Consider the following 13,924-nt stretch of genomic DNA (forward strand, 5'->3'; position numbering starts at 1 on the left):
GGAGAAAGCCCCATGGAAAATATTGTAACCAAGACCATCTCGCTGGCGCTACTGGCCGCATCTCCCTTGGCGTTGACGGCTTGTGCCGAGACCAATGCGCAGGAAACGGATCGCTTCGCGAAGGTGGAGATTAAGACCGAGCAGCTTGGCGATGGTATTGCGGTGCTCTTTGGCGCGGGCGGTAATATTGGCGTATCCTATGGGCCCGATGGCACGGTGTTGATTGACGACCAGTTCGCGCCATTGACGCCGAAAATTCAGGCAGCGGTTGCAGCCTTGGGCGCAGAACCGGTCAAATATCTGATCAACACCCACTGGCACTATGACCATACCGGCGGGAACGAGAATTTCGGTAAGGCCGGCGCGCTGATCATGGCACATGACAATGTTCGTGAGCGGATGGCGGGCAAGCAAACCAGCGGAAACGGAAATGACCCGGCATCACCCAAAGAGGCACTGCCGGTGGTCACCTATCATGATGGCGTGAAGCTGCATCTCAATGGCGATGAAGTGCATGTGAAGCATATGGCGCACGCGCATACCGATGGAGACAGCATCGTGTTCTGGAAAAACGCCAATGTCTTGCACATGGGTGATCTTTACTTCAACAAAGTGACCCTGCCATTTATCGACATCAATAGCGGCGGTAATGCGCGGGGCGTCTTGGCGGCTGCGGAAAAGGCGCTGACCATGGTGAATGACGAAACCAGGATCATTCCCGGGCATGGTCCGATGGCGACCAAGGCAGATCTGACAGACTATCGTAATATGATGAAAAGCGTTATCGAAACGGTCGAAAAAGCGCGTGGTGAGGGCAAGACGCTAGAGCAGATTCAGGCGATGAAGCCTGCCGCTCAGTGGGACACCAACAAGGACGCGTTCATCAAGGGCGACGCATTTGTTGAGGCTGTATTCAAGAGTCTGGAAATGCCGGACCATGGAAAGGGCGGCCATAAACACTAAGCGCCAGTGTTAAACATTACGGCGTTGCGCGCTCAATTTCCTTGCGAAGCGAGATGATCAGCGGGCCGATCTTGGTCAGCCGCTGCTCCTCTTCATCAATGATTGCACGAAACAACGTCTTTTTGAATGCCAGCGTCTTTTCCGGGTCAGGGCGCTTCGCTTCGGGGAGGGTCGAGAGAAGGATATCAATCATCCGTTCGGCGCCATGGAGCCGGCCCCAAAGATAGTCATTCTCGCGATAGTTCCTGCTAAAGAATGCGCCAAAGTTATTGAACTCAATGCCTTTTAATGTTGCGGCAACACCGCCCTGACGGATCGATTTTGCATCTTCAGGAGAAATGCGGTCCACCTTGATCGGGTCAAATTCGTCGAGACCTTCACCTTGCAAAAGGGGCAGGGTGGCGACGTCGTAAAACGGGAAGCCGAGAAAGGCGAGCAGCATGGATCGGCGCTCCGGCTTGGGCAGTCCCGCCATCGCTTCGGCCAGCTTGGCATCGACCAAAGCATCGGCGGAGGCGAGATCACGAGCCTTCGCCAGGCTGCCGAGCATTGCGGCCGGTGCATGCTCGGCATTTTTGGCCAGAGCGACAAAATCATCGCCCAGATATTCAATCGTTTCGCGCTCGATATAAAGGGAAAGACAGTCGTAGATCACATCATGCATCTGCTCGATCACGGCATAGTCATCGGGATGCGCGCTATCGAGATCTTCGGCAAACCGCCGGGCTAGAAACCGCAGCCGGCGGATGCGATAACCCAGATCATGCTGCCGGAAGAAATCGGCGGCGAGCTTTGACGGGCCGGCACCGCCTTTTTTGGCGATATTCTCAAAGCCGTGCTCACGCAGTTCCGCCCACAGCACTTCGCGCAACGCATGATGACTTTGGGCATTGGAATCGGCCTTCGCCCGCCTCACCGTATGGGCGATGTCCTCAAGCACGGTTGCGAGTTTAAGATGACCATAAGCACTATAGGAAAAGCCGGCGAGTTTACCGGCCTTGTCCCGTGACTTGCGCCGCCATGCGGCAAGGCGGGCCGCCGTCGGTTTGTCCAGAAACAATGTGCGGCCGAAAATGGCCTCGACATTCTGCTCAACCTCACCGCGCAGGTTGTCGGTGATCTGCCGCATCTGGATAATCCGGTTGGATCGCCGCGATATGTCGTCAAGATTGTCGCGGATCGGTTGCTCTCGCGGAATATTGGATATCGCTCCGAATATGGTCGAGAAGAAGCCGGGGAGGTTTTCGTCTTCTGCTTCTTGTGCGGCCTGAAGCCGTTGCAGCGCCCGGTCGCTTTTGGCGACATCCAGGTCCGGTCTTGGGTCGATATAGACAAAACGTCGATCCACCTCCCGCTTCGCTGGCCGGTTTTTCAAAGCTTCAATGGCCTGCGCAAAGGGGGCGTTCGCCAAAACGGAACCATCAATCAACACCGTATCATTGGCGGTGCCAGCCCGGCTTTGATTGGGCAATATCCGCTTTAGAAAACGTGACCGATTGGTCCAAACCTGATTGCGGTCGGATAGAACATTGTCCAATTCGGTGACCGTGAATGGTGGAAACGCGCCCGGAAAGCTGGCTGTTGCCCGGCCGGCAAAAACGAGTTCGGCGGGATCAGCGATATCGCCGCCCGGCTTGCCCCGCGTGGAAAAACTGATGGTGATGCGGTGCTCCATCTCCAGAGCCTCTGGCGGACTATGGAGTTGCAGCTTTTCCGGATGACCGACAAAGTCAGTCACGGTGACAAATAAATCAAGCGGCTGCCCCGGTGGCAGTAATTTGGGACCGCGCTTGGTCTTCTTCATCGTTGCCAGCGCGTCCATGATCAGCCCGGAAAATATCTTTCCGCCAAATGGAGGCGCAAACCATCTTGCCCGCACGAAGCGGGACAGCTTCATTTTTACCTCTTCGCGCGCTTCCTTGGAAACTGTCTGTTCCACCGCGCCGCCCTTGCGGCCAAGCGCCATCCAGGCAATGGGCTCTGCCCAGAATTTGGAGAAACGTGACAGCGGCCGCGCATCGGGATCCAGTAGCGTATCGACATCAGCCGTTTCCAGCCACATATCGGTCAGCGGTTCCAGAGATTCCCCGGATATGATCGCTTGTGACAGGAATATACCGTTGATCCCGCCTGCGCTGGCACCTGCAATGATATCAGGCAGCACCCGCAATTTGACGGTGCTTTCCTGCTCTATCCACTCCAATATGTCGTAATAGGTACCGCGACTGCAGCTATCGTTTTTCTGGCCGTCATGAAAATCCCGGCTGGCCTTGGCAAGCTTCCAGATTTCCTTGGTGATGCCATGCATGTAAATGGCGAGGCTCACGCCGCCATAGCAGATCAGGGCCAGTCGGAGTTCTTTTTGCCGCATGATTTTTCACTACAGGATGGCAGGGAGTGTGCAAGCGTGGAATTGGAGCAATATCGCTAGACTGCCCAACGATAATGGCCTGTGATTGGCCACGCAAAGAGGCGGTCTTCCTCACGGGTGCCCCGTCCGACATTGTGGATCAGCAGCGGGCGGCTTCTTAGTTTGCGATCCGAAACAATCCCGCAATGTGCAAGTCTACCGTCAATAACGCTCGTGACGATATCGCCGGGCAACCAATCTTCAGGGTCTTTCGAAAATGGCTCGACCGCCCCTTGCCGTTTGAGAAAGGTACGCATATTCGGGACGCGGCGGTGGTCGATATTTCGATCGGTCGTCTTGAGACCCCAGATTTTGGGATAGGCCGAAAATGCCTTTTTCATGTCGAGATGGATGAGCTTTTGTAAATCCAGATCAAGGCCATCGCGATAGGCGCGGATGATGACATCGGTGCACGCACCAGATTTGCGAGGAAAATCTCCGTTAGGATAGCCGATGCCGTGATAGGCCTGGCTGTAAATGGTAGTGACGCCAACCTGGCTGCGTGCCGCCAGAACCAATTTTGCCGCGCGGTCCAGCGGCTTTGCTTTCAATAACGGCGGGAGAAGCAAGCTCACACCAGCTGCCGCGACGATTTGCCTTCGGGAAATTTTCATCCTGAAAACATGCATTTGGATGCGTGAATCCTGAATGAATGAAAAGGCTGGTGTTCCGTATTTGTTCTGATAAATAGCTGTTATGGCCAAACCGAAGAAAAAATATGTCTGTCAGGAATGTGGCTCGATTTCCCATCGCTGGCAGGGACAGTGCGTGGATTGTGGGGAATGGAATACGCTGGTTGAAGAGGCCGGGGATACGGTCTTTGCGGCCAAGCATAATTTGCAGAGCGGGGGCAGGGAGGTTCGGCTGGTCGGTCTCGACAGCGACATAGCTTTGCCCGAACGCAAGCTAACCGGAATCGCGGAATTTGACCGGGCTATAGGCGGCGGCCTTGTGGCTGGCTCGGCAACGCTGATGGGCGGCGATCCGGGAATTGGTAAATCAACTTTGCTCCTGCAGGTTTCTGCCCGGTTGGCAGAGGCTGGCCTTTCGGTAGCCTATATTTCCGGCGAGGAAGCTGCGGACCAGGTTCGGCTGCGCGCCCGGCGGCTGGGCTTGGGGAAGGCGCCTGTGAAGCTGGCTTCTGCAACATCGGTTCGCGACATACTGACCACGCTTGGAAAAGACGCGCCGGATTTTGTGGTGATCGATTCGATCCAGACCATGCATAGCGATTTGATTGAAGGCGCGCCCGGAACCGTCAGTCAGGTGCGGGCATCGGCGCAGGAACTCATCAAATTTGCCAAGGAACACGGCACAATGATCATGCTCGTCGGGCATGTGACGAAAGACGGTAATATCGCCGGGCCGCGCGTTCTTGAACATATGGTCGATACGGTAATGAGCTTTGAAGGCGAACGCAGCCATCAGTATCGAATATTGCGGTCGATCAAAAATCGCTTTGGCGGCACTGATGAAATTGGAGTGTTCGCGATGGAGGAAATGGGTCTTAGCGAGGTCCAGAATCCATCAGCGCTGTTTTTGACAGATCGTAGCGAAGAAGTGACGGGCGCCACTGTCTTTCCGGCTCTGGAGGGAACACGGCCGGTTCTGGTCGAAATCCAGGCGCTTACGGTCCGCTTGGCCAGTGGTGCGACCCCGCGGCGTTCCGTCGTTGGGTGGGATAGCTCTCGCCTCGCCATGATATTGGCGGTGCTCGAAGCGCGTTGTGGGCTCAGTTTTTCGGGTGCAGAAGTATATCTGAATGTGGCCGGGGGATACCGCCTGACTGATCCCGCGGCCGATCTTGCCGTCGCAGCCGCGCTGATTTCTGCTCATGCCGAAAAACCGATGCCAAGCGATGCTGTGATCTTTGGAGAAATCGCACTCTCTGGTGAGATTCGGGCAGTGTCCAACACACCAATGCGGTTGAAGGAGGCTTCGAAACTAGGCTTCGGAAGAGCTTTGATACCCGCATCCAAAGAAAACTCTGCCCCAGGTGTGAATTGTGTGAACTTTGCGAAGCTTGCCAATCTCGTTGACCATATGCTTGGCCGCGATTAGCTAGTCTTCATGACTGGTTTGGATATTTTTGTATTGGCGTTGATGGGCGGCGCCGCTGTTCTTGGTTTTCTTCGCGGATTTGTGCAGGAAACGCTGTCCCTCATTGCTTGGGTGCTGGTTATCTTCGCTGTCCGGTTCTTGCATACGCCTGTCACGGATTTCCTGATCGCGCCAATTGGTAATGACGGCGGAGCGGCAGTATTGGCTTTTTGCGCGATTGTGATCGTTACCTATGCTTTGGGACGCTGGTTCGCCAAATCTGTTGGGCGCAAATCACGCAAATCACTGCTCGGTCCGATTGACCGTGTGCTTGGCTTTGGATTTGGCATGATCAAGGGGCTGATCGGGGCGACCTTGGCGTATCTGCTGGTGGTGCTGGTTTATGACAGCATCTATGGTGCAGCAGAGGCGCGGCCTGAATGGATTGCCGATAGCCGCACTTACCCATTGCTTAATGCCAGCGGTGATGCTCTGGTTCAATTCGTGGAGGAGCAGCGCGAAATGGCGGAAGTAGAAGAATGAGCGACGCGCTTTATACACGGGATATATTGCGTCTGGCGGTGTCCATTCCGCATCAATCGCGGCTGGAAGAGCCCGATGGCACGGCGGAGGTCCGGTCTCGTACATGCGGAAGCCGGGTGGTTGCCGATATCATATTGTCTGAAGACCGATCTATTGCGCAATTGGGAATAGAGGTAAATGCGTGTGCATTGGGGCAGGCTTCTACTGCCATTGTGGGGACGGAAGCGATCGGCAAGTCTGCAAAAGACATTGCGGTCGCTAGAGATTACCTGTCCGGTTTTTTGAGTGGTTCTCACGATGATCCCGGTCCGTGGGATAATATGGACCATCTTCGGGCCGCGAAAGATCATCCTGGACGACATGCTGCGATTTTATTGCCTTTTGATGCTATCCTTGCTGCCTTCAAATCGGCAGCAAACGCCAGCGAGGCGGCCTAAGGAATGGAGGGAGCAGAAGCACATATGGGTGATCTGCTATTGGGCGGTTTCATTATGCTGGGTGCGGCTTTGCTCTTGGTGCTCTTGTTCCGCAAGTTCGGGATAGGTGCTGTTCTGGGCTATCTGATCGCCGGTATATTGATCGGACCGCAAGGTTTCGGACTGATCAGTGAGGGTGAGACGATCCTCGAATTTTCCGAAATCGGGATCATCCTGCTGCTGTTCCTTGTTGGGCTGGAACTGGCGCCTGCGCGTCTTATGCGGCTGCGCAAGGCGATATTCGGTCTGGGGATGAGCCAGGTTGTTTTTTGCGGAATTGCTTTGTTCCTGTTGATTATGGCGACGACAAACTTTACTTTTGGAGCCGCTATTGCACTTGGCTTGCCGCTCGCTCTGTCATCGACAGCGCAGGTGCTGCCGATGCTGCAGTCCTCCGGAAGGCTGAATACGCCAACCGGCGAAAAAGCATTCTCGATCCTGCTGTTTCAGGATTTGTCGATCATCCCGCTGCTGACAATTATCGGTGTACTGTCCAGGGCGCCGGCAGAACCCGGAGCATTATCCGGCTGGATGACCGCGATATTGGGCGTCGTTGCGATTGGCGGATTGATACTGGCCGGGCGATATGTATTGCAGCCCGCTTTGGAGCTGATCGGCAAGATTGCCGAGCGGGAATTGTTCATTGTTGCAGGACTGGTTGCGGTTTTTGGCAGTGCTGCATTGATGGAACTGATCGGCCTTTCGCCTGCTCTTGGAGCTTTCATCGCTGGTGTAATGCTGGCCAATTCCCCGTATCGCCACGAACTGGAAGCGGATATTGATCCCTTCCGATCCTTGCTTCTGGGGCTGTTCTTCCTGGCTGTGGGGATGATGCTGGATGTCGGCGTGATCGCGGAGAATACCGCTTTTGTGTTCGGTGCGGCCATTGCACTGGTTGTGACAAAAATTGTCATCATATTTTGTCTGGGCAAACTTTTCGGCATGGATACTCTGCCTGCACTAGGCATGGGCATGTTGCTCAGTCAGGGCGGTGAATTTGGTTTTGTGCTGTTTGCCGAAGCCGAAAAAGCGCTGCTTATCCAGTCGGAAGCCAGTAGTCTTTTTGGTGCTGTGATTACGGTTTCGATGGCAACAACACCGCTGCTTATGCTGATTGTAGAGCGTTTTAATGTTGCGCGGACAGAAGGCGATGTCGATCTGGACGATCCCTCTCAGGCAGGCCAAGCTTCTGCGATTGTGGTTGGTCATGGCCGGTTCGGGCAGACAGTCGCCCAGATGCTCAGCGGGGCGAATATTCCGGTCACAATCATCGATATAAAGCCGCAGCAAATAGGGGTTAGCCAAAAGTTCGGCCGCAAGGTTTTCTATGGCGACGGAACCCGGGTTGATCTGTTGCGGGGAGCAGGGGCCGATCAATGTGCGGCGATTGTTTTTTGTATGGATGGCAAGGAGTTAAACGCCGAATCGCTCGACATGATAAAAATGTCATTCCCCGAAGCGAAACTGTTTGTACGCGCTTATGATCGGGTCCATTTGCTGGAGGTCAAAAAGGCCGGTCTCGACGGTGTAAAGCGTGAGGTCTTTGAATCGGCAATCCATTTGGCGCGTCAGACTATGACGGCGATCGACGTGGATGAATCGCTAATCGACGAAGTGGACCGAGAATTTCGACAGCTTGATTGTGACCGCCTCGAGGCGCAGCGCGCTGCCGGTGATATGCTTGCGGGCAAGCATCTGGGTTTTGGAATTACCGGCGCAAATAAGGGCGGTGATTAGCAACCAAATTCAACCTGCCAGGTCGAGAAACGCCGCAACGTCATCCAAATCGACATCATCGGCGAGATAGGTTTGCCCGATACCGTTGGCCAATAGAAAGGGCAGGTTCCCGGCCGTCATTTTCTTGTCATGCAGCATATGCTGAACTAGCCGTTGCCCGGAGGCCTTGACCGAAGCGCTTTTCAGACTATGCGGCAAACCCGCACTTTTCAGATGGCTTTCGATGCGCCGCGCGTCGGACTCGTCACAATGGCCGCGTCTGACGGAGTAGTGAAAAGCCAGCGCCATTCCGGCGGCTACCGCTTCGCCGTGTACCAGTTCGCTGGAATAGCCGGTTTCCGCTTCGAGCGCATGTCCGAATGTATGACCAAGGTTCAGCAGCGCCCGGCGCCCGCTTAGCTCTTTTTCGTCTTCTGCAACGATATTTGCTTTCGCCTGAACGCTCTGGGTTATGGCGTAGCTCAGGGCTTCGGGATCCCGTTTCAGCAGCGCCGCGCCATTTTGCTCGCACCATTCGAAAAAAGCCGTGTTATTGATCAGGCCATATTTGATGACTTCCGCATAGCCGGCACGCAATTCACGGTCCGGCAAGCTGTTAAGCACCAGTGGGTCAATGAGGACAAATTTCGGTTGATTAAACCGTCCGATCAGGTTCTTTCCCGCCCGGCTGTTAATGGCAGTTTTACCACCGACGCTGCTGTCGACCTGCGCGAGCAGACTTGTCGGGATCTGGATAAAATGACAGCCACGTTTCAGGATGGCTGCCGCAAAGCCCGTCAGGTCACCGATGACGCCGCCGCCGAGGGCGACAAGCGTATCCGATCGCTCCGCACCTTCGGCCAATAGCCAGTCCGTAAGCTCTTCAAGTCCTGCCCAGCTTTTTGTATGTTCACCGGCCGGAAGGACGTGATGGATCACTTTAACGCCGGATTTCTGCAAATCGGCTTGCAACGGTTCGAGCCATTTCGCCGCGACATTGGTGTCAGTAACCACGAAAACCCTGTCCTTGCTGATATGCGGTGCGAGATGAAGGGAGGGAGTGTTCAGCGCGCCGGGCTCGACAAGGATCTCATATCCATTGCCGGCAAGATTAACGGCTATACGGTTCATTTACGCAGCACCTTGATAATGTTTTCTACTGTCAGATCATGCGGCGCGTCGTTACCGGTTACGTGGTGATGGGCAAGCGCATAGACCGGATTTCTTTTGGCAGCCAGATCCCGTAATATTGTCTCGGGATCACCGCTTCTCAGCAGTGGTCTTGTGTCGCGGCGGGCGACACGTTTAACCAATATATCGATATCTGCATCGAGCCAGATCGCCGTTGCTTTTGATAAAATCAGCTCGCGTGTTTCTTCGTTCATAAACGCCCCGCCGCCGGTTGCGATGACTTGTCGGCCGTCCTCCATAAGACGCGCAATGACCCGCCTTTCACCATCACGGAAGTATTCTTCGCCAAACCGATCGAAAATTTCCGAGACCTTGAGGTCCGCAGCTTTTTCAATCTCTTCATCAGCATCAACAAATGGCAAATTGAGCCTTTTCGCCAGTCGGCGGCCGACGGTTGTCTTGCCAACGCCCATTAAGCCGATCAAAACCAGAGGTTTTTCGATTAATATGCCACACTCTTCACCGGATTCTTCGGTGGATCGGTCAAAAGGGTCTTTCATGTTTTTGTCCATTGAGGCAAAGGCTATACAGAGGATGGTGGTGAGTGCAAAACCCAATGCGCCTGCGCCTGTAAATTTGGTAAAAAGAAAGATATTGGAACAAAGATGCCGCGTAACTTGGTTTTTCTGATCGTCTTTCTGGTCGCCATTGTCGGAGCGATGTTCCTTTTGGCATCGATGGATGTCGAACAAGACGTAAAACCGGTCGAAAAACCAGTGATTGGCGGAGAATTGAACTAAGCGATGCGCGTCCGCCTTAAACATATATCGCTTGCGACGGCCGGCATTTCTGCTCTCGCGCTGTCTTTGCCCGTTTTGGGCCAGAGTTCCCCTGAATCGCTTTTGCCGCCCGGTTTCGGTGATCCTGCTCCTGCGCCTACACCAACCCCCGCGCCGACGCCAACACCGGCGCCTGGCCCAACGCCAGCAGCACCTTCTGTGATTAATCCGCCTTCAGGCGGATCAGTTGTCAGCGGTCCAGCTTCAGCTCCTGATGTGGCAATCGGATCACCTGATTCGATATTGGATCTGGATGAAGACGGTAATTTGAGTGCGCTGGACGATGCGTTGCAGCCGCAATATTATCTGGCGCCCGGTGCCCGCCGCTCAATGGCGCAAATTGGCGTGCTGACCGAGAATTCAGGAGGGATGGTACCCGATGCTTTTGGTGAAGAAGGTGGTCAATATCTGACCAATCTCATCAAAAACCTCCATGGCCCGATTATTTCGCGTTGGGGGTCAATTTTGCTGCGCCGTACTTTGCTGAGCAAGGTGGATAGCCCGGAAAATGTCAATCCGGCTGATTGGGTTGCCGAACGCGCGTGGCGGCTGTTGCTTATGGGAGAAGCGGAAGCCGCACGGGGGCTGGTATTGAAGGTCGATGGCGGTAATTTTACACCGCGACTTTATACTGTCGCCATGCAAGCCCATCTGGCAACCGCAGACCCCGCTGGTATCTGTCCTTATGTAGAAGGTGGGGTGAGGGCCAGTGAGGCACCGACATGGGTGATGTTCCGCCCGATTTGCGCTTCATTTTCCGGTGAGCAAAGCCGTGCCTCATCGCTATTGCGTATCGCTGCGCGAGAAAAGACGGCAACCGGTATAGATTATCTGCTCGCTGAAAAAACAGTGGGTGCGGGATTTGAAGGGCGACGTGCAGTTTCGATAAACTGGGATGACATAGAATATTTCAACAATTGGCGCTTTGGTTTGGGATCTGCAACCGGAGTAGAGCCGCCCGACCGTTTATACGAACAGGCCGGCCGGCACGTGCAGGGCTGGCGCGCCCGGGCACCTATGCTTTCCAGGGATTCACGGATGAAGGCGGCGGACACCGCAGCCGCGATCGGCGTGTTGTCTAACAAGGCCATGGTCGATCTTTATTCGGCAACTTATGACGATCCGGACGCGAGTGACGATCTGAAAGCACGCGCCTCGACGTTGCGTCAAGCTTATACCGGCGGAACAGCGACTGCGCGTATTGAAGCGATGCGTGCGCTTTGGGAGCGCTCCAACGGAGCTTTGACGTCCTATTCTGCAAAAATTCTGACAGCTCGTGCGGCTGCGAAAATTCCGGCATCGGCCAATTTGCAAGATGCCAGCGGCGATTTAATTGCGTCGATGTTGTCGGCAGGGTTGGATCGTAATGCCGCGCGCTGGGCAGACCAGGTAGATGCGGGTAGCAACGGATGGGCTTTGCTCGCGGTAGGTGCTCCCAATCTGGCCGTTACCGTTGACGCATCGGCGCTTGATGAGTTTAGCGATAATGATGAGAGTGTCGGTCAGCTGAAGAGCCAGTTTCTTCTTGCTGCGCTGGCGGGCTTGGGACGTATTGATCCCGGGACTCTCCAAAACGTTTCGAGCGATTTGGAAATTGATCTGGATGAAACATCCAGATGGACCGGTGCCATAAGGTCTGCCGCGCAGCGCGGGCAGGGCGGTACCGTCGCGCTTTTGGCGGCCGTCGGCATGCAGGGACGGGACTGGAATGCGATGTCGCCGCTTCATCTATTCCATATCACCCGTTCGCTGTCTCGTGTGGGCATGGAAGCGGAAGCACGCATGATCGCTGCCGAAGCGCTGATGCGAACTTGACACCCATGGAATCATAGACAGCTTTCCAAGCGGGCAAGGCGTCGTTATCGTTGTGGCCCCATGAGCAACGACACCGTCTATATTGATAGATTTCTGGAAATGATGGCTGCGGAAGGCGGTGCGTCTCAAAATACATTATCAGCCTATCGGTCAGATCTCGAACAGGCATCCAGTTTTGCCAAAGGCAAGCTGGCAGACAGTGACCGGGACGCCTTGCAGAACGCCGCCAGTGCCTGGAGTGATCTGAAAAACAATAGCGTTTCTCGGAAATCGTCGTCCTTGCGCCGCTTTTTTGGTTTTTTGGTTGAGGAGGGCTTTCGCCAGGATGATCCCTCGGATGCATTGCCGCGTCCCGGGGGGCAGCGCAGTTTGCCAAGGGTCTTGTCGCACGATGAAATCGCGCGGCTTTTCGAAACCATTGAAACCAGATTGGCTTCGCAACAGATAAAGCCGAACGACGCCAGGCTGTCGGCTTTGATTGAACTGCTATATGGCTCAGGGCTAAGAGCCAGCGAACTTGTCTCCCTGCCACGCAAATCTGTGATGGTTGATCGCCCGTTTCTGATTATTCGCGGGAAAGGCGGGAAAGAGCGGCTTGTACCCATTTCCGACCGCGCACGCAGCGCTGTCAAACGGTGGAGCGATTTTGTCGACGCCGATGAAAAATATTTGTTTCCCTCTCGCACGGGGCATATCAGTCGTATTCGTTTGTTTCAGATTATCAAAGACTTGGCTGTTAAGTCTGATATCAGTCCTGCAAAAATCAGCCCTCATGTCCTTCGGCATGCTTTCGCAACTCATTTACTTGAAGGGGGTGCTGATCTTCGTGCTTTGCAGACCCTGCTGGGTCACAGTGATATTAGCACGACGCAAATATATACGCACGTTGACAGCGCCCGATTGGTGGAATTGGTGAATAACCGCCATCCGCTCAGCCGTCGTAATCTGACGCGTTGACGTTTTTGTCTGGCGGTTCTAACCGAATATGATGACATCTTTTCTAGATTTTGAAAAACCGATTGCCGCCCTTGAATCGCGGATTATTGAACTCAGAGAAACAGCCGACGAAGGATCGCTGGATATTGAGTCCGAAATTGCCAAATTACAGGCAAAATCGGCAAAAATGCTCCGCGATACTTATACGAATCTGACACCCTGGCAGAAAACCCAAGTTGCGCGGCATCCGGAGCGCCCACATTTCAAGGATCTCGTTTCCGGCCTGTTTGACGAGTTCGTTCCGCTGGGCGGGGACCGCAACTTTGGCGATGATCAGGCGATCATCGGTGGTTTTGCCAAGATTGGTGACATGCGCCTTGTCGTTATTGGCCATGAAAAAGGCGATGATACCGAAAGCCGGCTGCGCCACAATTTCGGTATGGGAAAGCCGGAGGGGTATCGCAAAGCCATTCGCTTGATGGATATTGCTGACCGGTTCTCTCTGCCAGTGGTTACTTTGGTCGATACTTCCGGCGCTTTTCCTGGCGTTTCGGCAGAGGAGCGTGGGCAGGCCGAAGCGATTGCCCGGTCTACCGAAAAATGCCTGTCTCTTGGCGTTCCCATGGTTGCTGTGATTGTCGGCGAAGGCGGTTCGGGCGGTGCAGTGGCGCTGGCGGCTGCAGAACGGGTTTTGATGCTGGAGCACGCCGTGTATTCCGTCATATCTCCGGAAGGCTGTGCTTCGATCCTATGGCGTACCGGCGACAAAGCGGACGTAGCGGCCGATGCCATGAAAATCACGGCGCAAAATCTCAAGAAGCTTGGCGTGATAGACCGGATAGTGAAAGAGCCCGTGGGCGGAGCGCATCGCGATCGGAACTTGTCCATTGCCACATTGGGTAAAGCGATTGTTGAAGAAGTTGAAGCGCTTCAGAAACTGGATCGAAAAGAGCTACGCGCTATGCGCCGCGACAAATTTCTGAAAATTGGAACGATATAGCGTTCTCGTCACGATGCTGGACAGTTAGATGAGGCTCAACAGGGCCAAGGCTACG

The 13,924-nt window shown here is 54.5% G+C and carries 13 protein-coding genes; 9 read left to right on the plus strand and 4 right to left on the minus strand.

The features are described from left to right. The first annotated feature begins 12 nt into the window (after positions 1 to 12). Positions 13 to 963: an MBL fold metallo-hydrolase gene (locus tag DK507_RS10510; RefSeq protein ID WP_109356368.1), complete on the plus strand. Its 951-nt coding sequence runs from the start codon at positions 13 to 15 to the stop codon at positions 961 to 963. Positions 964 to 979: 16 nt separating this feature from the next. Here DK507_RS10510 and DK507_RS10515 read toward each other — a convergent pair whose 3' ends face one another. Next, positions 980 to 3,334 (minus strand): patatin-like protein, encoded by a 2,355-nt coding sequence (locus DK507_RS10515; RefSeq protein ID WP_109356369.1) that lies wholly within the window; start codon positions 3,332 to 3,334, stop codon positions 980 to 982. A 56-nt stretch (positions 3,335 to 3,390) separates the two neighbouring features. Continuing rightward, a complete protein-coding gene (locus DK507_RS10520; RefSeq protein ID WP_216822381.1) occupies positions 3,391 to 3,948 on the minus strand; it encodes a DUF1287 domain-containing protein in 558 nt (185 codons plus the stop codon). A gap of 121 nt (positions 3,949 to 4,069) precedes the next feature. Here DK507_RS10520 and radA point away from each other — a divergent pair, with 121 nt between their 5' ends. The 4 genes from radA to DK507_RS10540 are packed head-to-tail and all read left to right on the plus strand — an operon-like array spanning position 4,070 to position 8,169. Beyond that, positions 4,070 to 5,434 (plus strand): DNA repair protein RadA, encoded by a 1,365-nt coding sequence (gene radA / locus DK507_RS10525; RefSeq protein WP_109356370.1) that lies wholly within the window; start codon positions 4,070 to 4,072, stop codon positions 5,432 to 5,434. Positions 5,435 to 5,443: 9 nt separating this feature from the next. Then, positions 5,444 to 5,956, plus strand: coding sequence for a CvpA family protein (locus DK507_RS10530; RefSeq protein ID WP_109356371.1), 513 nt, complete (start codon positions 5,444 to 5,446; stop codon positions 5,954 to 5,956). Next, positions 5,953 to 6,393, plus strand: coding sequence for an iron-sulfur cluster assembly scaffold protein (locus tag DK507_RS10535; protein ID WP_109356372.1), 441 nt, complete (start codon positions 5,953 to 5,955; stop codon positions 6,391 to 6,393). Before DK507_RS10530 ends, DK507_RS10535 begins: the two co-directional genes overlap by 4 nt. 3 nt (positions 6,394 to 6,396) lie before the next feature. Next, complete coding sequence (locus DK507_RS10540) at positions 6,397 to 8,169, plus strand: monovalent cation:proton antiporter-2 (CPA2) family protein (protein WP_109356373.1); 1,773 nt, start codon at positions 6,397 to 6,399, stop codon at positions 8,167 to 8,169. A gap of 9 nt (positions 8,170 to 8,178) precedes the next feature. Here the strand turns inward: DK507_RS10540 and aroB are convergent, their stop codons facing one another. Continuing rightward, on the minus strand, positions 8,179 to 9,279 hold the full coding sequence (gene aroB, locus DK507_RS10545; RefSeq protein ID WP_109356374.1) for a 3-dehydroquinate synthase: 1,101 nt from the start codon (positions 9,277 to 9,279) through the stop codon (positions 8,179 to 8,181). Beyond that, on the minus strand, positions 9,276 to 9,839 hold the full coding sequence (locus DK507_RS10550; RefSeq protein WP_254054345.1) for a shikimate kinase: 564 nt from the start codon (positions 9,837 to 9,839) through the stop codon (positions 9,276 to 9,278). Before DK507_RS10550 ends, aroB begins: the two co-directional genes overlap by 4 nt. Positions 9,840 to 9,944: 105 nt before the next feature. Between DK507_RS10550 and DK507_RS18170 the strand changes: the two genes are divergently transcribed. The 4 genes from DK507_RS18170 to DK507_RS10565 are packed head-to-tail and all read left to right on the plus strand — an operon-like array spanning position 9,945 to position 13,869. Next, positions 9,945 to 10,079 carry a hypothetical protein gene (locus tag DK507_RS18170; protein WP_301950670.1) on the plus strand — a complete coding sequence of 45 codons (135 nt, stop codon included), beginning with the start codon at positions 9,945 to 9,947 and terminating at the stop codon, positions 10,077 to 10,079. Between the two features lie 3 nt (positions 10,080 to 10,082). Then, positions 10,083 to 11,933: a hypothetical protein gene (locus DK507_RS10555; protein WP_109356375.1), complete on the plus strand. Its 1,851-nt coding sequence runs from the start codon at positions 10,083 to 10,085 to the stop codon at positions 11,931 to 11,933. A 60-nt stretch (positions 11,934 to 11,993) separates the two neighbouring features. Next, positions 11,994 to 12,890, plus strand: a complete 897-nt coding sequence (locus DK507_RS10560) for a tyrosine recombinase (RefSeq protein ID WP_109356376.1) — start codon at positions 11,994 to 11,996, stop codon at positions 12,888 to 12,890. Between the two features lie 31 nt (positions 12,891 to 12,921). Beyond that, positions 12,922 to 13,869, plus strand: coding sequence for an acetyl-CoA carboxylase carboxyltransferase subunit alpha (locus DK507_RS10565; RefSeq protein WP_109357619.1), 948 nt, complete (start codon positions 12,922 to 12,924; stop codon positions 13,867 to 13,869). Positions 13,870 to 13,924: the final 55 nt, after the last annotated feature.

Origin of the sequence: Sphingorhabdus sp. EL138, assembly GCF_900258045.1 — a bacterium.
Taxonomy (GTDB): Bacteria; Pseudomonadota; Alphaproteobacteria; order Sphingomonadales; family Sphingomonadaceae; genus Parasphingorhabdus.

Coding starts and splice junctions, on each gene's coding strand:
- DK507_RS10565 (WP_109357619.1), top strand. CDS start 12,922: ATGACATCTTTTCTAGATTTTGAAAAACCGATTGCCGCCCTTGAATCG.
- DK507_RS10530 (WP_109356371.1), top strand. CDS start 5,444: ATGACTGGTTTGGATATTTTTGTATTGGCGTTGATGGGCGGCGCCGCT.
- DK507_RS10555 (WP_109356375.1), top strand. CDS start 10,083: ATGCGCGTCCGCCTTAAACATATATCGCTTGCGACGGCCGGCATTTCT.
- DK507_RS10510 (WP_109356368.1), top strand. CDS start 13: ATGGAAAATATTGTAACCAAGACCATCTCGCTGGCGCTACTGGCCGCA.
- DK507_RS10535 (WP_109356372.1), top strand. CDS start 5,953: ATGAGCGACGCGCTTTATACACGGGATATATTGCGTCTGGCGGTGTCC.
- aroB (WP_109356374.1), bottom strand. CDS start 9,279: ATGAACCGTATAGCCGTTAATCTTGCCGGCAATGGATATGAGATCCTT.
- DK507_RS10560 (WP_109356376.1), top strand. CDS start 11,994: ATGAGCAACGACACCGTCTATATTGATAGATTTCTGGAAATGATGGCT.
- DK507_RS18170 (WP_301950670.1), top strand. CDS start 9,945: ATGCCGCGTAACTTGGTTTTTCTGATCGTCTTTCTGGTCGCCATTGTC.
- DK507_RS10540 (WP_109356373.1), top strand. CDS start 6,397: ATGGAGGGAGCAGAAGCACATATGGGTGATCTGCTATTGGGCGGTTTC.
- DK507_RS10550 (WP_254054345.1), bottom strand. CDS start 9,839: ATGAAAGACCCTTTTGACCGATCCACCGAAGAATCCGGTGAAGAGTGT.
- DK507_RS10515 (WP_109356369.1), bottom strand. CDS start 3,334: ATGCGGCAAAAAGAACTCCGACTGGCCCTGATCTGCTATGGCGGCGTG.
- radA (WP_109356370.1), top strand. CDS start 4,070: ATGGCCAAACCGAAGAAAAAATATGTCTGTCAGGAATGTGGCTCGATT.